We start from the raw sequence: 22,245 nt of genomic DNA, 5'->3' as shown, positions 1-22,245 counted from the left end.
AGAACCTGTTTCAAAAAGACCAGCTGGGTACTGTTAACCGCAAGGCGAAGCTGTTAACCTCGTCCGTTGTGACAACAGGATAGAGAGGATGGGCAAGCCGATCATCGACGACGAATTGTGGGCATTGATCGAACCGCTTCTGCCGCCAGCCAAGCCGCGGCGATTCCGGTATCCGGGTCGTATGCCGGTGTCGGACCGGGCCGCATTGACCGGCATCCTGTTTGTGCTGAGAAGCGGCATTCGCTGGAACGAACTACCCATCGAAATGGGCTGCGGCTCCGGGGTCAGTTGCTGGCGGCGGCTGCGCGACTGGCAAAGCGCGGGGGTATGGGATCGCCTGCACGAGATCTTGCTGGCAAAGTTGCGTGCAGCGGACCGCATCGATTTCTCGCGCGTCATCATCGACTCCTCTTCAGTTCGGGCGGTTGGGGCGGGCCAAAAACAGGACCGAACCCCACCGACCGCGCGCGACCCGGTTCCAAGCACCACGTCGCTACCGACGCCAACGGCACGCCGATTGCGGTCATCCTGACCGGCGCGAACCGTAACGATATCACCCAGCTTTTGCCTCTGATCGAAGCGATTCCTGCGATCCGGGGATGTCGAGGCCGTCCCTTGCGCAAGCCAGGTCGGATCTACGCAGACCGCGCATACGACCACGACAAGTATCGTCGACCGCTTCATGCTGCCGGCATCCCGACTTCGATCGCCCGGCGTGGTCAGCCCCACGGTAGTGGACTCGGCAAGATCCGCTGGGTCGTCGAGCGTACTCATGCCTGGTTGCACGCATTCCGTCGTCTGCGCACCCGCTTCGAGCGTCGCGCAGACATTCACGAAGCTCTTCTCAAGCTGGCCTGTTGCCTTATTTGCTGGCGCACCCTTCAGCGTGAAGAGAGTTCATTTTGAAATGAGTTCTTAGGCGAAAAAGAAGGCGACCCGCCACATGGAGACATGGTTGTGGCGGGTCGCCTTTCCGTGAACTGCGAGAGATCAGTTCCGCAGGGAGAGTGTCGGACGGCCATATCCGAATGGATACCCCGCCCTGGATGGGGCAAATGGAATATCTGCGCCTATGCTGATCCGGCTTGCCCTTCTGGACGGTGTCAGCGAGTGCGTCTCCTGCTGTCCGGCTCAGAGAAGAGATTCGGTGTGCGTGTCGGAGGGCGACAACCGCTATCCAGCGGATCGTCTGCCTTTTTCATGCTGCACACCCGCGTAAGGGTGTGGCTTAAGAAACCTTTCAAAACAACTCGCCTCGCCGCCGCCGCCCGCGCCAGCGGTCCGCACGCACCTCGACACCGCCTCCCTCGGCATGGATTTTCTCCACGCGCTCGGTCAGCCTGCTCAGAAACTCTTCCAGAAGTGCCGCTTCCTCTTCGGTCAAGGCCTGCACGATGCGGCGGTTGATCTGTGCGAGTTGAGGGAACAACTCGGCATAGAGCTGATGCGCTCGTGGTGTGGCCGACAACACGACCCGAGGCTGGGCTTGCGCCTGCTCTTCGCGTTGCACCAGCCCTTTGTGAATCAGCTCTGTCACCAGCCGGGAGGCCCTGGCGAACTCCAGGTGGGAACGCTCAGCCAGCGCCGAAGGAGAACGAGGGCCGTCCTCCACCAGCGCGGCAATCAGGCGCCACTGGGTGCGCGACACCCCGAACCGTCCTTCGCACAGGCGAATCGCAGGTGCGCCGCCCAGGGTCACGATCCGCTTGAACTGGTAATTGAGCAGGTCGTCATGCTCGCGGGGATCCCAGAGGCTCATGGGTTGCATCCTTCGAAGGCTTGTTTTGAACAATCCGCTACTGCTCTCGTAGAGTACAGGTACCACAAAAAACTGAAGGAGGTCACCATGCATGCCGTGCTGCATCGCTTGCTGGGCCTGTGCTTGGTTCTCGCCGCTTTATCCGCCGGAGCGCAGACAGCGTATCCGGCTGGCCCCGTCAAGATCGTGGTCGGCTTCGCACCCGGCGGCCCACCGGACACCGCCGCGCGGCTGATCGCCAAGCACCTCGAGCAACGGTGGTCGCAGCCGGTGGTCGTGGACAACCAGGTCGGCGCCAGCGGCACGATGGCGGCTGCAGCCGTGGCGCGGGCTCGGCCGGACGGCCAAACGCTGCTGTTCGGCGTGGCCGCCAACCTGGCGGTCGCACCAGCGGTGCTTCCCCACGTCCCGTACGACCCGGCCACCGCCTTCGCCCCCGTCGTGGAGGTCGCGCGCGGACCCTATGTCTGGCTGGTGCGCGCCGATGCGCCCGTTGCGACCATGAACGAATTCATCGCATGGGCACGGCGCGAGCCCGGCAAGCTGAACTACGGAACGCCGGGCCAGGGGTCCCTGCATCACTTGGCAACCGAACTGCTCAAGCAGAACGAGGGCATTCTCATGGTGCACGTGCCGTATCGGGTGGCTCCGGGAGTCTATCAGGGGCTGCTGACGGGGGACATCCAGGGCATGTTCGAAACTCTATCCGGACCGCTCCCATTCATTGAAAGCGGCCGCATGCGGGCCCTGGCTGTCACCGGCCCCCATCGTGTGAAAGCGCTGCCGCAGGTGCCGACGCTACGCGAACAGGGCCTGCACGACATGGACGTCAGTTCGTGGTGGGGAATCGTTGGGCCAGCAGGCATGGCAGCCCCCGTTGTCGCGAAGCTCAATGCGGACATCACGGCCGTGCTGAACGAGCCGGAAGTGCGCGCCATGCTGGCGCGCGCGGGCACGGAGCCTAGCCCGGGCACACCCGAGGCTTTTGGGCGTCAAATCGCCAGCGAGTACCAACGTTGGCGGCAAGTCGTGGTGCAACAAAATCTAAGGTTCGACTGAACGGGCCATTCTGTGGATTGCGGATACAGCCATCGGCTTTGCGTTCGTTCTGCCAGAGCCGTATCGCCAGCCGCTATTCAGCCGGCTCTTCAGCCCTCGGGCGTGAACCCAGACGCCCGCACGATCGGGGCCCAGAAGTCGTACTCGCGCCGGATGGCGGCTTTCAATTGCGCTGGTGTCGATGAATCGATGCCCAGGTAGGAGCGCTCCCAGACGTCGCGCAGGTCCCCCTCCCTCAGTGCCACGTGCAGAGCCTCCACCGCCGTTTGCACCGTCGTGGTCGACGTGCGAGCGGGCATGAGCGCGCCGAACCATTCGCGCCGCGCAAGCGCTGGCAGCCCCAGTTCGCGGAAGGTCGGCACCTGGGGGAAGAACGGCGAGCGCTCGGGCCAGGTGGTCGCCAGCACGCGCAGCTTGCCGGCCTGCAGCAGAGGGCGGGCGGAGGCCTCGGTCGACAGCGCTGCCGCCACTTCGCCCGCAGCCGCGGCCTGCATCGCCGCGGAGCCGCCGCGGTACGGGATGTACCCCAGCGTCACACCGGCCTCGCGCGCCATCAGCGTGGCCATGAAGTGGGGCAGCGAGCCGGCGCCCGGATTGCCGCACTGCGCAGCCGCGGGATCGGCACGGCACCACTGCTTGAATGCCTCGAAGCTGTTGACCTCCGGCGGTACCTTGGGCCCGACAGCCAGCGCAAAGCCCGTGCTGGCCACCGTGGATACCGGCGCCAGGTCGGTGAACACGTCGTAGCTCAGCTGGCGATAGACGTGCGGATACAGCGTGAAGGCGGAGGCCGGCGCGACGAGCATGGCCGAGCCGTCCGCGCGCGCTCTCTTGAGTTCCTCGATGGCCAGCCGTCCTGCCGCGCCGGGCTTGTTCTCCACGATCACGTGGTCGGCATAGCGCCCGGTGAGTTTCTCCGCCAGCTTGCGGCAGACGACGTCAATCGATCCGCCCGCCGGGTAGCCGTGGATGATCCGCAAGGCATCGATTCGAGGCTGTGCCCGCAGGGACAAAGGGGCAGCGATGCCGGCGGAGAGCAGGGCAGAGGTCAGCCGGCGCCGTTGGGTGTTGATCGTTTCCATCATCTTCTCCTTCTGGATTGCGAACGATTCATCCTTGCGTGAGCACGACGGTCCAGGCCAGCGCCAGGGTATCGGCACCGTCGCGCAAGACGTCGGGAGTGAGCAATTCGGGGCGTGCCACCGCGCGGTACCAGCGATCGTGGCCGTTCAGCGGATGACCAGGCAGGAAGATCTGCGTAATCAAGCGGTCCACCTGGCCTGTCACCTGCACATGCACATGGGGCGCACGCTGCACAAGGCCATCGGCATAGGCGCCGGGCACCAGGCTGCGGAAAGCGAAGCGGCCTTGCGTATCGCTGCACACGCTGCCGTGGCCCGCGAACCCCTTGACCACTCGCTCGTGATCGGGCGCACTGGGGTGCCGGTAGCGGCCGTGGTAGTCGGCATGCCAGATTTCGACGAGTGCGTCGGCCACAGGTACACCGAGAAGATTGAGCACCCTGCCTTGCAATTGGAGGTAACGCGCACCATCGGGCAACCGAGCATCACCACTCCACAGATCAGCATCCGAACCGTTCGAGGGGGTAAGGGGGTAGTACGGCCCGAGCAATAGACCGGGTGTGCGCCGCACAACGGCCGGCTCGCGGTCCACTGTAGTCTCGTCGCTAACCATCGCCATCATGTTTTTGCCCTTTGCACCTGTGTCGGGTGCCAGATTAGGGTTGCAGGCCGTTCCGGGAAAGCATTCTTTTGGCATCATATGATCTCGTTCCAAGATCAATGGAGGCGAGGCATGGACATCGAACGGGCAATGCGGCGGGTGCGCCTGCACGATCTGCAGACCCTGGTGGCCGTCGTTCAAGCGGGCGGCATGCGCAAGGCTTCACAGGCCATGCACCTGTCCCAGTCGGCGGTGTCGAGGGTCATCGGCGAGTTGGAAGACACGCTGGGCCTGCGCCTGCTGGAGCGAGGCCCCAAGGGCATTGAGCCTACGCCATTCGGGGAGGCGCTGGTGCGCCGATCCAAGGCGGTGTTCGACGAGATGCAAGGCGCTCTGCGTGAGCTGGATCACCTGGCCGACCCCAGCGGTGGTGAAGTGCGGCTGGGGTGCATGGAAACGCTGCATGCCGGTCTGGTCAGCGCCACGATGGAGGCGGTGTTGCGCAAGCACCCTCGCATGCGCTTTGTGCTGGAGTCCGGACAGTCGCCGGACCTCATCAACCACTTCCTGATGGAGCGGATGGTGAGCTTTGTCGTGGCACGACCTTACAAGCTGCCGCTTCCTCCTGGCATCGACGGCGAGCCGCTGTTTCATGACCATATGCGGGTCGTGGTTGGCCATGCAGGTCCCTTCGCCAAGCGTCGGCGCATCGAACTGGACGAGTTGGTCGATGCACACTGGATCCTGTCGCGCAATGAGGTTATGCCCGAGACGCCGCTGCCCGAGGCGTTGGCGGCGCGGGGCCTGGCGATGCCGCAGCGGGTCATCCACTCCGGCTCCCTGATGGCCCGATACAGCCTGCTGGACACGGGTCGCTTTGTGACCATGGTCCCGCACTCGCTCCTGCCCTTTGGGCGGCATCGCGAGATGTTCAAGGTCCTGCCCATTGCGCTGCCGCCGTGGCGTACGCCCACCATGATCTTGACATTGCGCGGCCGGACCCTGGGCCCGGCGGCACAGCTCTTTCTTTCCGTGCTGCGAGAGTTGGCCCAACCGCTTTGCTTGCCGCCGCGCTCGCAGTGAAGTCGATCCCGTGTGCGGCGCAGCATCGCCGGCCGCGCTCCGTCATGACTGACTGGCGGCGATGAGCCTGTCGCGCAACGACTTCGGGGTAGGCGCGTTCTACCCGCGGCTGTGCGCGCGCATTGACACGCCGCGCGCCAATCCCGCCGTCGCCCATAAGCTCGCCTGGATGGTGTACCTCATGCTGGCCCGCAGCGAAGTCTTCGTCGACCAGGGCCAGCAGCACTACGAAGAACAGCAGCGCCAGCGCGCCGTCGCCGCTCTCCAACGCCGCGCGACTACCCTCGGTTCCCAGATCACCCAAGCCGTTCGGCCAGCTTGAAAAAAACCTGCTGCCCCAACTGTTTCTCAGGAGCGCGATACCGAAATGCGGCAAGCAAGGCATAAAACGCGACCGGCGCTCAGCCAAGCTGACGGGATAGCGCAAGCCTATTCAGGCAGCCCGGCGATGCGTAGCGCGTCGCCAAGCATTTGTGCAAGCGGGGGCGCACAGTCGACGCCGGCAAACTGGCGGCTGAATCGGAAAGTCGGCTGCAATTCCAGAACGCGCGCGGCGGCAGCTTTCGCTTCATCGAGTCGATCCAGAGCAACGAGCGGTCCAATCAGGATCACGTAATTGATGCTGTGGGCAGGGTTGCACTGCACCGCCTGATAAGCGGCCTTGGCCGCCTAGTGCGGTCGCCCTTGCAGCCAATGCCCGAGCGCTTGCGGGCCGAACGCTGCAAACGCCCAGGAATCGAATGGGCTGAGGCGCAGCGCGCGCTCGCCCCATTCGATGGCTGGCTCCGCCGCGGCAGCCCAGCTATGGATGACGCTCCCGAAAATGTACGCGAGCGCGGTGGATGGGCTGAGCGCAAGCGCGGCCTCGAAAGCGGCGAAGGCTGCGGCGCGATCGTGCGCGTCCATGCCCAGGCAGAAACCGGCGAAGGTGAGCGCCAGCGCGTCGTCGCTGCCGTGCTCCAGCGCGAGGCGGGCGTGTCGTATCGACGCTGCTCGATCCTGCTCCTTCAGCCCGGCTCGCAGGAAGCGATTGTGATGACACATCGCAAGCATGCCATGGGGGAGAGCGTAAGCGGGGTCGAGTGCCAGCGCGCGCTCGAGCAGTGGCAGCGCGACTGCTGCACGAGCGGGCATGCCGGAATCGACATCGGGCTGTGCACGCAGCACGAGTTCGTAGGCGTCGAGACTGTCGGAGCGCTTGCGGCGGATGCGCTCGACCTCGGCACGGCGCAGGCTCGGCTCGATGGCGCCGACCACGGCGAATGCGATCTCGTCCTGCAGCGCAAACACGTCGCCGAGTGTGTAATTGTAGCCCTCAGCCCAGATATGCGCGCCGCTCGCGGTATCGACGAGCTGCGCGTTGATGCGCACGCGATTTTCGCTGCGCCGCACGCTTCCCTCGAGCACATAGCGCACGCCGAGATCGCGGCCGACCTGCTTCACATCGAATGCACGCCCGCGATAGACGAAGCTGGAGTTGCGCGCGATCACGAACAGCCACTTGATGCGCGACAGACCAGTAATGATGTCGTCGACCATGCCGTCGGCGAACCAGGCGGCATCGCCCGAGTTCACCGGCTCACGCAGCACCATTCGTTGCACTGCCAAACTGCGTGCAGGCACGACTCGCCCGTAAACCCGGCGCGCTTCCTCGGCGAACCATTCGATCACGTCTGCGGACATGCGCGTCTCTGCCATCGCCTCGCTCAGTGGCTTGCCCTGCTCTAGCGTCAACATGTGTGCGATGGTTTCAGTGCGCTCACGCATCAATTGCGCCGCGCGGCGCAAGGCGTGGCTACGCTCAATAGCCGGTGTGTAGCGCCACGTCTCGAATCCCCGGAGTGAGGCATCCAGCGCACGGTCCAGATCGATGATTCCCGCATGCGCTACGCGGCCAATGGTCTGGCCCGTCGCAGGGTTGAGCACGGGCAACGTTCGGCCTTCTACTGCGTCGCACCATTCGCCGCCAACAAGGAGTTAGGTGCCGGGATAGGTCATGATTATGTCTCCAGTTTTTCCACTGCCATGGCTGCCATGGGTGGTTCAAATGGAGTCATCTTCATGACTGGGAACCTAATTGTTGAAAACAATGAGGGTGAGGACTTTCCCGTAGCGGCATTCAATAGAATCTCGGCCACGATCTCCATTGAAATTCTAGGCGCGATCGCTTCTGAGCGAACTTCGTCCGCCTCTCAAATCTCCAATCGGTGCTTTTGCTGAGTGAGTTCGATTGCGAGCGGCGCCAAATCTTCCTTAGCTCGTTCAAACCGAGAGTCCGCACGCTGGCGACGGATGGTTGCGGGCCTGCGGCCAGCGTTGCGCGACGAACTCTTCAACTGCGATCATTCGTCGGTTGCTAAAGTCGCGATGCTCTGGGGGGCAAGCATCTTGGCATGTTCGCCAAGGTGTATCGCGATGCGTTCGGCGAGTTGCCATCGCAGACACGTCGGATGACGAGGCGGTAGGGAGGCTCCAGTTCCGCCGTCGACGGATACCCGTCGCTCGGTTGAAGCAAAAAACCCAGACGATCCGTCGCTCCCCGCGGGCGGATCGTCTGGGCGCTATCAGCAGGAACCTCGCAGCGCGGAGATTAGATACTCCATATCTGGCTGACTACCCTGCCATCGATCGGGCAATCGAAATGCCTGCGCATATTGAGTGTGTCGTGCGTTATTTTGACATTTAGGAGAAAAGAAGGCGATCCGCCACATGGAGACATGGGTGTGGCGGGTCGCCTTTCCGTCAACCCCGCGTTTGTGACGGCACGTGCGCGTATTGAGGTGCGCGGCACCCGCGACAGCCTCGTCGCGCTCGGCGGCATGGATTAGCATGGCAAGAGTTTGAGCTCCCTGAGCCCTAAGAACGAAAAAGCAGACGGAAACTGAAAACAAACAGGGAAGGAAAAAATAAGAAGAGCACTGACTGCCCTGACCGTCGTCGCAACCCTGTCTGCCTGCGGAAGCGGCATGGACAATCCAGGAACCGCTCCTACGCCGCCGGCCCCAGCCAATCCCCCAGCACCACAACTTTCCGCTCAAGCAGCGAAAACGCTCTCAGTTCAGAACGTGTAGTTCGTACAGGTCGCGTCGCTTGACGTTTCCGATCTCGGGCTCCCCGTCAAGATGCATCAAGCCAGCATTACGCTCGCATCCGGCGACATCCAAAGCCTGACTGCCAATGACGATGGATCTGATGCGCGGGGAAGACAAAGCCAAGGCGGCCGACGCGATGCTAGCGGCCAGCGTCACCCGCTTCCGCCCCATCATGATGACTACGCTGGCAGCGTTGCTAGGCACAATGCCTATCGCTCTGCGCATCGGCGCGGGTGCGGAATCCCGGCGTGCATTAGGTATTGCGGTTGTGGGCGGGTTGGTATTCTCGCAGTCATTGACGTTCTACATCACCCCCGTATTCTTCGTCGCGATGGAAAAACTTCTCGCGCGTCGGTGATGACGTCCCAAAGGATACCTGACCTGTGGCTACAACGATCTTCATCATGACGTGCCGGCGCTTACTCGCTCGGTCAAGACCGAATACGAGCGCTGGCGTCGTTCGCGCGTGAGCTGATGCGCGGCGAGGACAAGCCACACGATGCCGGCGTGGTAGCTGGGCCGAAGAGCGTTTCGTGCATGGGAGCGGTCCGAGCGACCAACGCGCATATCGGTCACACTGGGACCCACACTCAGGACATCGACGTACCGGATGTGTGGGCACCCTTTTACAAAGCTTCTAGAAGTGCCACAGACGTTGCACTCCGAGTGGGCACTATTATAAGCTGGCCTTAAGCCGACGAGAAACGACACAACGGAGGAGATCCATGACCATTACTCAACCAAAGACCCGAGCCAAATGTCTGCTCAAGCTGACTGCGCTCGCTCTGCTGACAATGTCAACCTTTCCGCCCGCCGTGGCCGCTGAGGGCGGCGCGAACCGCGACGCCTTCTTTTGGCTGGGCGAGATCAACAAGGCCTCGGCCGTGATCAATACCGACGAAGGCCTGCTGGACCGGTCTCTGGCGCCGCGCGTGGCCGGCGGCATCGCGACGGTGCTGGCCAATGGCGACAAGCCTGGCGGCAAGCGTCCCTCGACGGTGATCACTTTCGAGCCGCTGATGATCCAGGCGGCGGGCCAGGAGGTCACCTTGATCCATGCGGGGCGTTCCAGTCAGGACATGCTCGCCACCGTACGGGTGGCGATGCTGCGCGAGGAAGTGCTGTCCCTGGCTGATCAGCTCAACAAGACTTCCACCACCATGGTCAAGCTGGCGCGGCAGCATGTAGACACCATCGTGCCGAATTACACGAACGGTGTGGCCGCGCAGCCAAACAGCTACGGGCATTACTTGCTCGGCATCAACACGGGGTTGCAGCGCGACGCTCAGCGCTTGCGCGAGGCGTACCAGCGAATCGACCGCTCGCCGATGGGCACGACGGTGCTGAATGGCACAGGCTGGCCCCTAAACCGCGCCAGAATGGCGAACTACCTGGGCTTTTCCGCGCTGGTCGACAATGCCTATGACGCTTCCCAGATCAGCTCGGTGGACCTGCCCGTGGAGGTTGGCTCCATCGTCACCGGCATCGCGTTGCACGCGGGCAGCTTCATCGAGGACGTGATGACCCAGTACGCGCAGCCACGCCCGTGGATCCTGCTGCAGGAAGGCGGCGGCAACACCTATGTGTCCAGCGCAATGCCGCAGAAGCGCAATCCCGGATTGCTGAACTCCACCCGGGAGAAGGCGTCCACCGCGATCACGCTGGCCATGGGGCCGGTGATCCGCGCGCACAACCTGCCACCGGGCATGGCCGACGCCAAGGATGCCCTCACCAACGGTCAGATGGTCCAGAGTGCCACCACAGTATTGCAAGGCCTTGATCGGATCATGACCGCCCTGGTGATTGATCGCGAGCGCGCGTTGCAAGAACTGGACAGAGACTGGACCGCCTCGCAGGAAGTGGCCGACGAACTGATGCGCAAGTATAAGCTGCCATTTCGCGTCGGGCATCACTTCGCCTCGAAGCTGGTCGACTACGCCAAGGCACACGACATCCGGCCCAGCGTCTTCCCCTATGCCGAGGCGAAGCGCATCTATGCCGAAGCCGTGCACGACTATGGCAACACCGAGTTCCCGATGAGCGAGGCGGAATTCCGCGCAGCACTGGATCCGGTGTCGATCGTCAACCACCGGGTGACATCCGGCGGGCCGCAGTCGGTGGAGATGGCGCGCATGCTGAAGGCCTCGGAACAGGAATTAGCGAAGCAGGATGCCTGGATCAAGGAGCGACGAGGGGCGATCGATGCGTCGTTGGCGCGGCTCGATCGGGATTTCGATAAGCTGTCGAAGTAGGGCGAGGCCGTTGTGGCCGGCTTATTGCGGTACGGCGCGCGATGACCCTGCCTGCGGGCAGGGTCATCGGGATGGCAACGGTATCGCATCGGGTTGGCAGTGCTGCGAGAGCTTTATGGCGGGATGTGAAACGAGGACCGAGAATGGCAGTCACAGCTGACGGCGAAAACGAAGAGGTATTCAAGTGATCTGACAGACGTGGAGTGGGTGGCTCGGTGGAACCTCCCTAACGCCTCGTAATCCGACGCGTCTGCGACGGCAACTCGCCGAACGCATCGCGATACACCTTGGCGAACGTGCCGAGGTGCTTGAACCCCCAGCGCATCGCGACTTCAGCAATCGATGCATGATCGCCGTGCAGGAGTTCATTGCGCACGCCCTCCAGGCGAATGCGCTTCAAGTACGCCATTGGCGTGGTGTTCTTGAACGTGGCGAATCCCACCTGCAGGGCGCGCACGCTGACGCCAGCGGCCTTGGCGATATCCTCGACGAAAATGCTGTCCCGCGCATAGGCATGGATGAACTCGATCGCGGATCTGACGTGCCGTGGTGACGGTCCCGGCGCCCTGCCTAGCAGCCTGTCAGAGTAATTGTGCGGCAAGCCCTCCAAGAAGGCCCCTACGGCAACGTCACGTATGCTGGCCGCCGTGGCCATCGCCGTCACCCTGGATCCGTCATCGCCGAAACAAGACTGCATCAGCTGCATCACCGCACCACCCAGTCTCACCCCGTCCGACTCCGGGGAAACCTCCGCCTGGAACATCAGAGGGCGCGTCACGGGTGTTTCCAGCAGCGTCGATAGCCGCTGCGTGATATCGTTCGCGCCGACCAGCAGTATGTCGTAGCTGCCCGCCTGCCATTGCCATTGTCTGACCTGCGTCGCTTCCAGAACTGCGCAAGCGCCTGCCGACCAAGTGCGCTCCTGTTGCCCAATCCGCGCCCGCAGCCCGCCCTCGTGGAGCAGCACCAGCGCGTAGCCATCAAACGGACTGTCGAACCGGAATCGAACACCCGTTGTCGTCTGAATTTGATGCGTCACCGCTCCGCCAGCAAGACTCGACGCCAGCCGCACGTCAAGATGATTTCCCCTCCCCGATTCGACCGCGACGTTGCCCCGGATCGGTCGCAAGCGCGCCGAAAGTTCGTCGGCGTCGCTTGCGATAACCGTCTCGGCGTGAATCTCTGCTCTTTCGGTCATATTTACTTGCCAATCACGCGCACTGCTGGGGCGAGTCGCAAAGACTGTGTGCATACCTGAACGATGCGCTTTATTCTCATCATTTCCTCCTCACTTCCTGAGATCAAATTCTGGAAAGAATTGTAAATTAAAGACATTCACACCCTATTTCGATTGATCTAATAAAAGGAGGGCAGAAGCGTCGGCCAACGGAATGATCCTCCCGACTTGCACGTGGGGAGCTTTCCGGGGATGGCCAGGATGCCGCCGTCCGCTTCTCCAACCACCGCGGCGACAACCACTGCGGTGTTCCCCTTGTAAGGCACATGATTCACCTTCAAGTGAGCCATTTCGCCGAACAACTCCGTCGCCAGATGTCCAGGGCTACCGCTACTTCCCGACCCAAATATCAGCCCTTGCTCTTGCCGCCGGAGACCAGATCGGCCATGGTCCTGATGCCTATGCCAGCATTCATTCCTGCCTACAAGCCAGAAGAAGCGAGGATCAGAACGGGCTTGAGATCGCTCGTCTTGAAGGCGATATTCTTGTAGATGTGTTGGTTGATGGTGAATGTGGTGTCGATCCCGATAAAGACGGTATAGCCATCCGGGGGACTCTCAAACAGCCGCCTTTTCCCGCCAGCTTTCACAAGCGTGCTGGCGCTAAAGCGCTCGGGTGATACGGATGGCGACCCAGTTCCGAGCGGGGTCACCACGATCTTGCCTGCATTGCCTTCCGTGCCCGCAGCCGGCCACGCTTGCAGGCGGGCCGGCAGGTGTTTTCCGCAGGTTCACGAGCAGCGGAAGCTGGCCGCGTCGTTGATGTCGCCCGTGCCCTGGTAGCGCGCCGTCCTGGGGTACGCGCACAGCGGGCGGGTGCGGTCCTTTGCGCCTGAGCCCCAATCCGAGGGCACCTCGGTGTTGGGCACGGCATTGCTCTTGCCACGCGCGGTGGCGGGGCGGAGCGGGTACGCCGCCCGCAATGCGTTGATTAGAAGATGTGTTTGATGCCAGCAATGATGCCGGTTTGCCCAACGCCCGGTGCGGCAGTCGTTGCATTGGCCACGCCGAACTTCGAGCGCCCCCTGTTGTCCATGTATGAGCCAAGGAGAAAAATGTCCGTGCGCTTTGAGAGGCTGTAAACGGCCTGCAGCGTGTAACTCGTTGCAGAGTCGTCGGAGGCTCGTCGATCCGTTCGATAGATCCCGGCACGTAGCGTTAGCGCCGGCATGATTGAGTAGGACGCACCTAACCAATAGAGATCAGATCGGAGTCCGGGAGTGGCGAGATCGCCCTGCAGGTAGCGATAGCCAGCCACCGCGATGAACGGCCCGCTGGTGTAGATGAGGCCCGCAGCATAGCGACGCTCAACGCTGTTTGCGGTGGCGAGCGATGTGCCACGACGCTGGTCATAGACCAAGGCCATGCCAAGTTTGCCGGCGGTGTAAGACGCGCCGGCGCCGATTTCCTGTCCAACGCGTGGTGCACCAGGAACTTCGCTGCCTCCAGAAATGGTTGAGTCGTAGCCAGCGCTATACATCGCGCTGAGCGTTAGGTTGCCGAAATTTCCCGTGTACTTGATCGTGTTATCGGCAATACCCGAGAAGTGTGTATCGTGAGATAGCACGGAATAGGTTGCGTAGCGAGTCGTATCGAGCGGAATGAAGGTGTCCCCAAGGATGTTGTACTGACGTCCGAGGGTAATTTGTCCCCAGGGGCCGGCGATGCCGACAAAGGCCTTGCGGCCGAACAAGCGGCCACCCTGCGCGGCCATGCCAGTATCGACAAAAAAGCCGTTCTCAAGGACAAAGATTGCGCTCAGCCCTCCACCCAAGTCTTCTTTGCCGCGCAGTCCCCATCGGGAGGCCGCACTATTTCCGGATTTAACACGATATGATGACCCGGATCCGGTTGTCCCTGCATGGCTGACATATTCGATACCGGCATCCACTACCCCGTACATCGTCACGCTCGATTGCGCTTGTGCTGCAGAAGCAAGCAAACCTCCTGCAACTGCGGCAATTAGGTTCCTCGTCATTTTTTTCAACGTCTCCTCCATATCATCTTTTTCTGGCCTCCTAGGCACACTGGAGACCCTCTCATTTCCGGTTTTTGCCCGGTGCACCGGTACTTGTGATGCAACTCCGCAGAATCTCAACAATTACAAGCCGAGTACCAACATTGCGCTCTTCGCGCGCGAACAGCATGGTAGGAACTGGTTGTTCGCAACACGTTCCTCGTCGGTTAGGTAGGCATCACGATGGTCCGGCTCGCCCTCGAGCACGCGCGTCAGGCACGTGCCGCAGACCCCTTGCTCACACGAGGTCTGGATCTCCATGCCGTGCGCGGCCAGCGCCTGCACCACAGTCTCGTCCGGCGCGATGTCGATGATCTGACCGGTGCTCTGCACCTTCACCTGGAAAGCTACGCCGGGGACGGACTGTGTTTCCGGCGCCGCGAAGTACTCGCGATGCAGGTTGGATTCGGGCCAGCCGGTCGCTCGGGCCGCGTCGAGCACGGCGGTCATGAAGCCAGCCGGACCACAGACGTAGAGATGCGTGTCGGGGCGCGGCGCGGCGAGCAGCAGCCGCAGGTCGGCATATTGGCCTTCGTCGTCGTGGTATAGATATGTGCGCTCGCGCAGATCGTCCAACGCGAGGCGGTCGCGAAATGCCGTGCGGGCCGCGCTGTGCGTACAGTAGTGGAATTCGAACGAGGCGCCTGCGTGCGCAAGGCTCTGCGCCATCGCGAGAATTGGCGTCACACCAATGCCGCCCGCCAGCAACACCGAGTGCCCGGCGTCAGCCTGCAGCGGGAAGTGGTTCTTCGGTGCGCTGATCTCCAGCATGTCCCCGACTGCGAGCGCGTGCATCGCGATCGACCCGCCGCGCGAGGCGGGGTCGCGAAGCACACCGAGCTGATAGCGGTGTGTCTCGGCTGGATCGTTGCACAGCGAGTACTGGCGCAGCAAGCCGTTGCCGAGGTGGACGTCGACGTGGGCGCCGGCAGTGAAGGGCGGCAGGCTGCCGCCATCGGCAGCTACCAGTTCGAAGACGGCGATGCGGTCTGCCGCGTCCGTCTTGCTTGCGATCCGGACCTGCATCATGCCGCTCCCGTCGGCGATGCGGGCTGTGCCTGCTCTGGCGCGATCAGCCGGTCGAGGATGCGGCGGGCCTGCACGCCACCCGCATCGATGTTGAGCTTCAGCAGCTTGCGTTCGGGATGCGCCAGCAGGTTGCGCTGCTGGGCCTCCAGCATCTCCAGGTCCTCGGCGAAGATCTTCCCCTGGCCCTCGCGGATTGTCGCCGTCAGCTCGGCGTCCTCGGGCCTGAAGTTGCGCGCCATGCCCCAGAAGTACCAGATCGAGGTCTCGGTCTCGGGGGTGATGAAGTCCACCACAATGCTCGACGCCTTGTGCTCGGGCGCGGCGTCGTAGCCGCCCTTGCCGGCGTGCGCCACGCCCACCTCGATCATCACGTTGCTCGGCGGCGTGAAGCGGCAGATCTGCCAGCGGTCGCACGGCACGTCGCCGGCCAGGCTATTGCCACGCAGCGCAGCGGCCCAGAACGGCGGCGGCAGGATGCCTTCCATTTGGCGGCTCGTGACGACCATGTCGCCTTCAACGCGGGTCGCGGGTGCAGATTCCTCGATCTCGGCCTGGCCGATGCTGGATGCATGCACGTAGGTCTCGTGCGTGAGGTCCATCAGGTTATCGATCATCAAGCGGTAGTCACAGCCGATGTGGTACAGGCCGCCGCCGTGAGCCCACTCGGGGCTCACGGCCCATTCGAGGTGCGGGATCTGCGCTGGATCGGCGAGCGCGGCGTCGCCGGGCCACACCCAGACGAAGCCGTAGCGCTCCACGGCGGGGTAGCTGCGGATCGACGGAAAGCCACCGACGCGCTGGCCGGTCATGGCCGCGCACTTGCCGTTGCGGCCCATGACCAGGCCGTGGTAGCCGCAGACCAGTTGTCCATCCCGTACGAAGCCGAGAGACAGCGGTGCACCGCGGTGGGGGCAAAAGTCCTCGAGCGCGGCGACGATGCCGTTGCTGTCGCGGTACAGCACCATCTTCTCGTTGCAGATTGTGCGGCCGAGCGGCTTGCCTGCGAGTTCATCGGGCGTGCAGGCGACATACCAGGTGTTTTTCAGGAACATGACCTATCCCCTCTCGGCGCCCGAGGCGCCAGGATGCAGTGGTTGACGAAGTGAGGGTGGAAGGGCTCGGGTGCGAGTCCGCCGGATCAGGTCTGGCGGCCCACGCATTCAAAAGAGCCAATAGATTCGACCGCTGTTCTCCATTCAAATAGTGGCCTCGTGCGGCAGTCGTCGCTACGTTGACAATCAAGTTGACAATTCGCACGGCTTCACGAGCATCAACGCGTCCAATGCAAGTACGCCGGAACCTTGTCGATAAACAATCACCGGATTCAGGTCGATCTCACGGATGCGGGGTTCGGATTGCAGCAGCGCGCCAAGGTTTGCCACCACCCGCGCTAGCGCGTCCACGTCAAGCGGCGGCTCTCCCCGATATCCTTGCAGCAAGGCAGCGCCCCGCAATTGCCTCAACTCGTGCACGACCGCTTCCATCGGCAAATCGTGGGCCAGCAGACGTACATCACGCGTTATCTCCGCCGTGACGCCACCGAGGCCAACCAGGATCACAGGCCCCCATTGCGGATCGTTACGCGCGCCGACGATCATCTCAAGACCGCGGCTGCCCATCTTCTCGACCAGCACACCGTCGAGCACCACGTCCGGCGCATGTCGCTTCAAATTGTCGTCGAGCTGCATCCAAGCTGCGCGCAGATTGTCGGCGCAGTCGACACCGAGTATCACGCCGCCGACGTCGCTCTTGTGGCTCAACTCGACCGCTTGCATCTTTAGCGCGATCGGGTAGCCAATCCGATCCGCGATCGTCAGCGCGGCATCGAGGTTCGTGGCCAGCTCGCCGGGCGCAAACGGAATGCCGAGTGGTGCGAGGATCCGCTTGGCGCGGTATTCGGGCACAACGTCCCCTTGCCGCGGCAGGTCGGCTGCAACCGGTTCATGCGCAGACTCGGCGAAGTCGCGCGTACCGAGTTCGCTGAGTCGGGCAACGGCGCGCAAAGCACGCTCGGTGCTCGGGAAATACGGCACGCCCAGTTCGCGCATCTGATCGATGTACTCGGCCGGCACGATCGCCCCTTCGTCGAGCCCCGCGCAGATCACAGGTTTTTGCGGTCGCAGCTCCCGCACTGCGCGCAGCACGGGCGGCATCTTGATCGCACACGTAACCGGATCGGTCTGGATCAGGCCGACCACGACGGCCGAGAATCGAGCGTCGTCGAACAGCGCCGAGAGCGTGCGGTAGTACAGGTCCGGATCGACTAGCCCTTGTGCGGTCAGATCGATCGGATTGGCGACCGCGACGAACGGCGGCATCGCCGCGCGCAACGCGGGCGCGCTCTCATCGTCGATCACGGGCAAGTCAAGGCCGAGCGCCTCGCACACATCCAGACACAACGCCTTGAACGCTCCCGATTCGCCCAGGATCGCCGTCCCGCGGCCAGGCAGGCTCGCGCAGCGCAAACCGATCTCCGCGATATCGCCCAGTTCCTCCAACGTCTGCGCCATCACGACGCCCGCGCGTTCGACCTTGGTGCGCATCACGGCATGGTCGCCCGCCATCGCCCCCGTATGCGTGGCCGCCGAAGCGCGCGCGGCGGCGCTCTTGCCCGGATGCAGCAATACCAGCAGCTTGCCCGCCCGCCGCGCGCGCCGCGCAGCGTCGAGCAGTCGGCGTGGCTGCCGGAATTGCTCGGCAATCATTGCGACGACGCGGGTGCCCGGGTCGTCGAGCAGGAATTCCAGATAGTCCTCGAGATGGCTGGCCGCCTCGTTGCCGGTCGATACGGCATACGAAAGCGGCAGATGGCGGCTCGTCAGCGTGGTGTTGAGCACAGCCATCATCGCCCCGCTCTGCGACAGAATGCCGATCGCGGGCTCGCTGCGGCTGCGCTGCGCCTGCACCGCGCTCACGTCGGTCTCGATGAACGTCAGCGGCACACGGTCGAGATAGTTGATGCAACCGAGGCAATTCGGCCCTTCGATGAGCATGCCCGTCTCGGCTGCGATCCGCGCGATCTCGTGCTGCTGCGCGATCCCTTCCGGTCCCGCCTCGGCAAAACCGGCGGAAAAGATCACGACGGCCCCCACGTTTCGGTCCGCAAGCTGGCGCACGGCGTCAAGCACCGCCGCCTGTGGAATTGCCAGCACGGCGACATCCACGCCTGGCGGCAACTGTTCGATCGAGTTCACACACGGCCGGCCATTGATCTCATCGCGCTTCGGATTGACCAGATAGATCCTGCCCCCGTAATCGTTGCGCTGGAGGTTAGCCAGTACCGAAGCGCCGAGTGCGCCCGGCGTCGGCGAGGCGCCGACAATGGCGATCGACGCCGGTCTCAGCAGACGCGCCATGGCCGCGCGGCTCACCCCCGGCCGCGACGTGGATTGGGTCGTATTCATCGGCGGACTCCGGCGCTCAGCGCTTGCGGTTAAGATCGTAGGCGCCGAGACCAGGCTTGTAGGTCTTGTCGTCGAGGAACTGCTTGAGGCCTTCCTTGCGGCCGTCGTCGTCGAAACTGTTGGCCGCCTCCTGGGCTCGCACGAGGAAATCCTCGGCGTTGTCATAGGTCATCTCACGTACGCGGCGGACGGCGTCCTTGGTGGCTTTCAAGGCGCTCGGATTCTTCTTCAGCAGCGCCAGGGCCACTTCGCTGACACGCTCGCGCAGTTGCGCGGCAGGCACCGCCTCGTTGACGAGGCCCCATTCCTCGGCCTTGCGGCCGTCGATGTTCTCGCCGAGCATCGCGTGATACATCGCACGGCGGAACGAGAGCAGTTCTGCGGCGACCTTCGACGCGCCCCCGCCCGGCAGAATGCCCCAGTTGATCTCGGACAGGCCGAAGTGCGCTTCCTCGGAGCAGAACGCCAGATCGCACGCGAACAGCGGACCGTAGCCGCCACCGAAGCACCAGCCGTTGATCATCGCGATGGTAGGCTTCTGGTACCAGCGCAGGCGCCGCCACCAGCCGTAGCTCTCGCGCTGTGCCTTGCGCGTGCCCTTCAGGCCATGCGCTTCAGTGTCGCGGAAATACTCCTGAAGATCCATGCCGGCCGTCCACGCGGTGCCTTCGCCGGTCAGCACGAGCACGCCGACCTCCGGATGGAACTCCAGCTCGTCGAGCACCTGCATCATGCGCCGGTTCAGCGCCGGGCTCATCGCGTTGCGTTTTTCCGGGCGGTTGAATTTGACCCATGCCACGCCGTTCTCGATGCTGAAAACGACGGTTTGTTCCTCTGCTTGATTGCTCATGGCCTGCACCTTGATGAAAAAAGAATGAAGAGATCGGCCGGAGCGCCCGCGCGGACGCTCCGCCCGGGTTCAGAACGGATACTGCGGAACGGCGTCCTTGACCGTCACCCATTGCCAGTGCGTGTACTGCTCCCAGTCGGCGGGGCCGCCCACGCTGCTGCCGTTGCCCGATGCGCCGGTGCCGCCGAACGGGTTGATCACCTCGTCGGCGACGGTCTGGTCGTTGATATGCAGCAGGCCCGTGTGCAGCCGCTCGCCGAGGGCCATGGCGCGGCCCACAGAGGCCGAAATCACGCCCGCCGACAAGCCGTAGTCGGTACGATTGGCAAGCTCGATGGCTTCGTCGTCGGTATCGAACGGGATCACGCTCGCGACGGGCCCGAAGATCTCTTCGTCGAAAGCGCGCATGCCCGGCTTCACGTTGGACAGCACGGTCGGCCGGTAGAACAGTCCCTCGTGGGTTCCGCCCGCCTCGACCACGGCACCGGCCGCCACCGAGGCATCGACGATGTCAACGACGTTCTGCAACTGCCGGCGGTCGATGATCGGACCGAGCGCTACGTGCTCCACGGCCGGATCGCCGACCGGCAGGTGGCGCGCCTTGTCGGCCAGGCGCCGCGTGAGTTCCGCCGCGATGCTGCGGTGGGCCAGCACCCGGCCGGTCGCCATGCAGATCTGCCCCTGGTGGAACCAGGCACCGAACGCGATTGCCGACACGGTCTTGTCGAGATCGGCGTCGTCGAGCACGATCAGCGAGTTCTTGCCGCCCAGCTCCAGTGACACTTTTTTGAGATGCTTGCCCGCCAATTCGCCGATCTTGCGGCCGGCGGCCGTCGAACCGGTAAACGCAAGCATCGGCACGCCGGGCGCCTCGACCAGCGCCTGCCCGACGTCCGCGCCGCCGGGCAGCACGTGAAGCAGGCCCTTCGGCAAGCCCGCGGCGGCCAGTACTTCCGCAATCACGAAACCGCCTGCGTATGGCGTGCGCGGATCGGGCTTGATCACCACCGCGTTGCCCACCGCGAGCGCAGGCGCGACGGAGCGCAGCGACAGCACCAGCGGGAAATTGAACGGAGAAATCACACCGACCACGCCAAGCGGTAGCTGACGGGCAATGCTGAGCCGGCCCGGCGCGCTCGGCAGCACCCGGCCGTTGGCTTCCAGCGGCATCGCCGCAGCACGCTGCAGCAGCACGATCGCCTCTCGCACCTCATGCTCGCCCTTCGGCAGGATCCCGCCGGTTTCTCGCGCGATCAGTGCCGCGGCGACAGGCGCCTGTTCCTGCAGCAGGGCCGCGGCACGGTGAAACACGGACGCCCGCTCGCGCGGCGGCGTGGCAGCCCAGGCGCGCTGCGCCGCGCGTGCCGCTTGCACGGCAGCGGTCACGTCTTCCGGCGCGGCCCTGCCGACCTGGTGCAGCGGCTGGCCGGAGGCCGGCTCGACGACGTCCAGGACACTGGACACGCGGACCCAGTCGCCGTTGAAGATCGCGCCCTGCCAAGTATTGGCACTGGCAAGCGTAAAATCTGACGAGTTGCTCATGGCAGATGTCTCAAGTAATAGTCAAGTAGTAGTCAAATGCAGCCGTCTCCGATCGCCGTGGCGAACACCTCGCCACATCGACGGAACGTTGAAACACCGCTGATCTAGCGATGACACCAGTTGATGTCGGCGCTGTCAGTCTCTTTCCGCAGGTCGCTGCAACAACAGCAATGCGGCAATAGCAGAGATGATGATGATAGGAATGCTGGCGCCGATGATCGTGCTTGCGTTCTTGCCCATTGCCAGCAGTTGTCCGGCCAGCATCGGCCCGGCAATCGCACCAAGCCGTCCCACCGCGACGGCGGCGCCCACACCGGTACCGCGCACCGCCATCGGGTAATACGCGGCCCCCAGCGCATACAGCACGGATTGCGCGCCAGTGACAAACAGGCCAGCCAGAAACGCACCGAACGCCGTCCACGCCATGCCGGAGGCGGCCGCCATGGTGGCGAGAGCGACGATGATTCCGACATACATGCCCGACACCACGGCACGCGGATGACCCCGGTCCATCAGCATGCCGATGCCCAAGGCACCGGCACTGCCGCCGATGTTGAAGATGATCTGCACGACACCAGCCTGCGCCCGGGTCAAGCCATTCACCACCATGAGCGACGGCAGCCAGTTCAGCAGGAAATAAAGCACAATCAGTGTGAAGAAGTAGCTGATCCAGAGACAACAGGTTGCTGCCGCGCGACGTTCAGCGAACAGCGCCCAGGCCACGGAAGGCGGCTTGACGGAATTTCCCTCGGGTCCGTCGAAGCGCCGCGACTCTGGCAGCATCAGCAGCATCGGCACTACGAGCAGCGGCCCTAAGCCGCCAACATAGAAAATGTGACGCCATCCCGTTTCGCCGGCAGAGACGATGCCGATTACCGCCGCAATGGCACCGCCAAGTGGGATGCCACAGTACATGATGCTGACAGCGGTATTGCGCAGACGGGCAGGCACCGCTTCCGAGCAGATCGCGATCAAGTTTGGCATTGCGCCGCCCAGTCCCATGCCGGTGGCCACGCGAATGGCCACCAGGCTCCAGAAGTCCCAGGCGTGTGCCGTGCCGATAGAAAAGATCCCGAAAAGCGCCGTGGCCATGATCAGCACGCGCTTGCGACCAATGCGATCGGCCAGGCGTCCGCCAAGCATGGCACCCGGCAACAGGCCAAATGTACCGGCGCCGAAGGCCAACCCCATCTGGCTAACAGACAGCCCGAACTCGCGTGCCATGCGGGGCGCCGCGAC

At 63.4% G+C, this 22,245-nt stretch carries 19 protein-coding genes and 2 pseudogenes; 6 read left to right on the top strand and 15 right to left on the bottom strand.

Annotation, left to right across the window (positions count from 1 at the left end; genetic code table 11):
* The first annotated feature begins 88 nt into the window (after positions 1–88).
* Positions 89–906, top strand: a protein-coding gene (locus tag AC3FOF_RS43265; RefSeq protein WP_488728592.1) for an IS5 family transposase whose coding sequence is annotated in 2 segments (ribosomal slippage) — positions 89–437 and positions 437–906 — 819 coding nt in all. Because the reading frame shifts where the segments join, the coding sequence is not laid out codon by codon here.
* Positions 907–1,240: 334 nt separating this feature from the next.
* On the opposite strand, the gene AC3FOF_RS43260 is transcribed toward AC3FOF_RS43265, so the two are convergent.
* Positions 1,241–1,759, bottom strand: coding sequence for a MarR family winged helix-turn-helix transcriptional regulator (locus AC3FOF_RS43260; RefSeq protein WP_488730172.1), 519 nt, complete (start codon positions 1,757–1,759; stop codon positions 1,241–1,243).
* Positions 1,760–1,846: 87 nt separating this feature from the next.
* Between AC3FOF_RS43260 and AC3FOF_RS43255 the strand changes: the two genes are divergently transcribed.
* Positions 1,847–2,818, top strand: a complete 972-nt coding sequence (locus AC3FOF_RS43255) for a Bug family tripartite tricarboxylate transporter substrate binding protein (protein ID WP_488730171.1) — start codon at positions 1,847–1,849, stop codon at positions 2,816–2,818.
* Between the two features lie 89 nt (positions 2,819–2,907).
* Here the strand turns inward: AC3FOF_RS43255 and AC3FOF_RS43250 are convergent, their stop codons facing one another.
* Positions 2,908–3,903 (bottom strand): tripartite tricarboxylate transporter substrate-binding protein, encoded by a 996-nt coding sequence (locus AC3FOF_RS43250; RefSeq protein WP_488730170.1) that lies wholly within the window; start codon positions 3,901–3,903, stop codon positions 2,908–2,910.
* Positions 3,904–3,928: 25 nt separating this feature from the next.
* Positions 3,929–4,600, bottom strand: coding sequence for a dioxygenase family protein (locus AC3FOF_RS43245; RefSeq protein ID WP_276265335.1), 672 nt, complete (start codon positions 4,598–4,600; stop codon positions 3,929–3,931).
* A gap of 33 nt (positions 4,601–4,633) precedes the next feature.
* Between AC3FOF_RS43245 and AC3FOF_RS43240 the strand changes: the two genes are divergently transcribed.
* Both AC3FOF_RS43240 and AC3FOF_RS43235 read left to right on the top strand, forming a co-directional pair.
* A complete protein-coding gene (locus AC3FOF_RS43240; RefSeq protein ID WP_276265336.1) occupies positions 4,634–5,584 on the top strand; it encodes a LysR family transcriptional regulator in 951 nt (316 codons plus the stop codon).
* Positions 5,585–5,636: 52 nt separating this feature from the next.
* Positions 5,637–5,906: pseudogene (locus AC3FOF_RS43235) on the top strand (IS110 family transposase); the annotation flags it as partial.
* Between the two features lie 107 nt (positions 5,907–6,013).
* Here AC3FOF_RS43235 and AC3FOF_RS43230 read toward each other — a convergent pair.
* Positions 6,014–6,196, bottom strand: coding sequence for a hypothetical protein (locus AC3FOF_RS43230; protein WP_488730169.1), 183 nt, complete (start codon positions 6,194–6,196; stop codon positions 6,014–6,016).
* 57 nt (positions 6,197–6,253) lie between these two features.
* Positions 6,254–7,561, bottom strand: a pseudogene (locus AC3FOF_RS43225) (aldehyde dehydrogenase family protein); the annotation flags it as partial.
* A gap of 1,200 nt (positions 7,562–8,761) precedes the next feature.
* On the opposite strand from AC3FOF_RS43225, the gene AC3FOF_RS43220 reads away from it, so the two are divergent.
* Together AC3FOF_RS43220 and AC3FOF_RS43215 are read left to right on the top strand one after the other, a co-directional pair.
* Entirely contained in the window at positions 8,762–9,034 is a 273-nt protein-coding gene (locus AC3FOF_RS43220) for an efflux RND transporter permease subunit (RefSeq protein WP_488730168.1), read from the top strand.
* Between the two features lie 367 nt (positions 9,035–9,401).
* Positions 9,402–10,928: an argininosuccinate lyase gene (locus AC3FOF_RS43215; RefSeq protein ID WP_488730167.1), complete on the top strand. Its 1,527-nt coding sequence runs from the start codon at positions 9,402–9,404 to the stop codon at positions 10,926–10,928.
* A gap of 226 nt (positions 10,929–11,154) precedes the next feature.
* Here the strand turns inward: AC3FOF_RS43215 and AC3FOF_RS43210 are convergent, their stop codons facing one another.
* The 10 genes from AC3FOF_RS43210 to mhpT form a co-directional block, all read right to left on the bottom strand.
* Positions 11,155–12,126, bottom strand: coding sequence for an AraC family transcriptional regulator (locus AC3FOF_RS43210; protein ID WP_488730166.1), 972 nt, complete (start codon positions 12,124–12,126; stop codon positions 11,155–11,157).
* Positions 12,127–12,586: 460 nt separating this feature from the next.
* Entirely contained in the window at positions 12,587–12,820 is a 234-nt protein-coding gene (locus AC3FOF_RS43205) for a tripartite tricarboxylate transporter substrate-binding protein (RefSeq protein WP_488730165.1), read from the bottom strand.
* A gap of 75 nt (positions 12,821–12,895) precedes the next feature.
* Positions 12,896–13,033 (bottom strand): hypothetical protein, encoded by a 138-nt coding sequence (locus tag AC3FOF_RS43200; protein WP_488730174.1) that lies wholly within the window; start codon positions 13,031–13,033, stop codon positions 12,896–12,898.
* Positions 13,034–13,095: 62 nt separating this feature from the next.
* A complete protein-coding gene (locus AC3FOF_RS43195) occupies positions 13,096–14,163 on the bottom strand; it encodes a porin (protein ID WP_488730164.1) in 1,068 nt (355 codons plus the stop codon).
* 102 nt (positions 14,164–14,265) lie between these two features.
* Complete coding sequence (locus tag AC3FOF_RS43190; protein WP_488730173.1) at positions 14,266–15,207, bottom strand: PDR/VanB family oxidoreductase; 942 nt, start codon at positions 15,205–15,207, stop codon at positions 14,266–14,268.
* Positions 15,207–16,262 carry an aromatic ring-hydroxylating dioxygenase subunit alpha gene (locus AC3FOF_RS43185; RefSeq protein ID WP_488730163.1) on the bottom strand — a complete coding sequence of 352 codons (1,056 nt, stop codon included), beginning with the start codon at positions 16,260–16,262 and terminating at the stop codon, positions 15,207–15,209. The genes AC3FOF_RS43190 and AC3FOF_RS43185 overlap by 1 nt, the downstream gene beginning before the upstream one ends.
* Positions 16,263–16,448: 186 nt before the next feature.
* Positions 16,449–18,614, bottom strand: coding sequence for an acetate--CoA ligase family protein (locus AC3FOF_RS43180; RefSeq protein WP_488729835.1), 2,166 nt, complete (start codon positions 18,612–18,614; stop codon positions 16,449–16,451).
* A 16-nt stretch (positions 18,615–18,630) separates the two neighbouring features.
* Entirely contained in the window at positions 18,631–19,464 is an 834-nt protein-coding gene (locus AC3FOF_RS43175; RefSeq protein WP_488728670.1) for a p-hydroxycinnamoyl CoA hydratase/lyase, read from the bottom strand.
* A gap of 69 nt (positions 19,465–19,533) precedes the next feature.
* Complete coding sequence (locus tag AC3FOF_RS43170; RefSeq protein WP_488728667.1) at positions 19,534–21,006, bottom strand: benzaldehyde dehydrogenase; 1,473 nt, start codon at positions 21,004–21,006, stop codon at positions 19,534–19,536.
* Positions 21,007–21,141: 135 nt separating this feature from the next.
* On the bottom strand, positions 21,142–22,245 hold a 1,104-nt coding region (mhpT, locus tag AC3FOF_RS43165; RefSeq protein WP_488730162.1), incomplete at its 5' end, for a 3-(3-hydroxy-phenyl)propionate transporter MhpT.

It is taken from the genome of Cupriavidus sp. 96C5-1, from assembly GCF_057798855.1.
Note: the sequence above shows the minus strand (reverse complement) of the source record. Positions and strands in the feature narration are given on the sequence as shown.

Coding starts and splice junctions, on each gene's coding strand:
- AC3FOF_RS43260 (WP_488730172.1), bottom strand. CDS start 1,759: ATGAGCCTCTGGGATCCCCGCGAGCATGACGACCTGCTCAATTACCAG.
- AC3FOF_RS43255 (WP_488730171.1), top strand. CDS start 1,847: ATGCATGCCGTGCTGCATCGCTTGCTGGGCCTGTGCTTGGTTCTCGCC.
- AC3FOF_RS43250 (WP_488730170.1), bottom strand. CDS start 3,903: ATGATGGAAACGATCAACACCCAACGGCGCCGGCTGACCTCTGCCCTG.
- AC3FOF_RS43245 (WP_276265335.1), bottom strand. CDS start 4,600: ATGATGCCAAAAGAATGCTTTCCCGGAACGGCCTGCAACCCTAATCTG.
- AC3FOF_RS43240 (WP_276265336.1), top strand. CDS start 4,634: ATGGACATCGAACGGGCAATGCGGCGGGTGCGCCTGCACGATCTGCAG.
- AC3FOF_RS43220 (WP_488730168.1), top strand. CDS start 8,762: ATGACGATGGATCTGATGCGCGGGGAAGACAAAGCCAAGGCGGCCGAC.
- AC3FOF_RS43215 (WP_488730167.1), top strand. CDS start 9,402: ATGACCATTACTCAACCAAAGACCCGAGCCAAATGTCTGCTCAAGCTG.
- AC3FOF_RS43210 (WP_488730166.1), bottom strand. CDS start 12,126: ATGACCGAAAGAGCAGAGATTCACGCCGAGACGGTTATCGCAAGCGAC.
- AC3FOF_RS43195 (WP_488730164.1), bottom strand. CDS start 14,163: ATGGAGGAGACGTTGAAAAAAATGACGAGGAACCTAATTGCCGCAGTT.
- AC3FOF_RS43190 (WP_488730173.1), bottom strand. CDS start 15,207: ATGCAGGTCCGGATCGCAAGCAAGACGGACGCGGCAGACCGCATCGCC.
- AC3FOF_RS43185 (WP_488730163.1), bottom strand. CDS start 16,262: ATGTTCCTGAAAAACACCTGGTATGTCGCCTGCACGCCCGATGAACTC.
- AC3FOF_RS43180 (WP_488729835.1), bottom strand. CDS start 18,614: ATGAATACGACCCAATCCACGTCGCGGCCGGGGGTGAGCCGCGCGGCC.
- AC3FOF_RS43175 (WP_488728670.1), bottom strand. CDS start 19,464: ATGAGCAATCAAGCAGAGGAACAAACCGTCGTTTTCAGCATCGAGAAC.
- AC3FOF_RS43170 (WP_488728667.1), bottom strand. CDS start 21,006: ATGAGCAACTCGTCAGATTTTACGCTTGCCAGTGCCAATACTTGGCAG.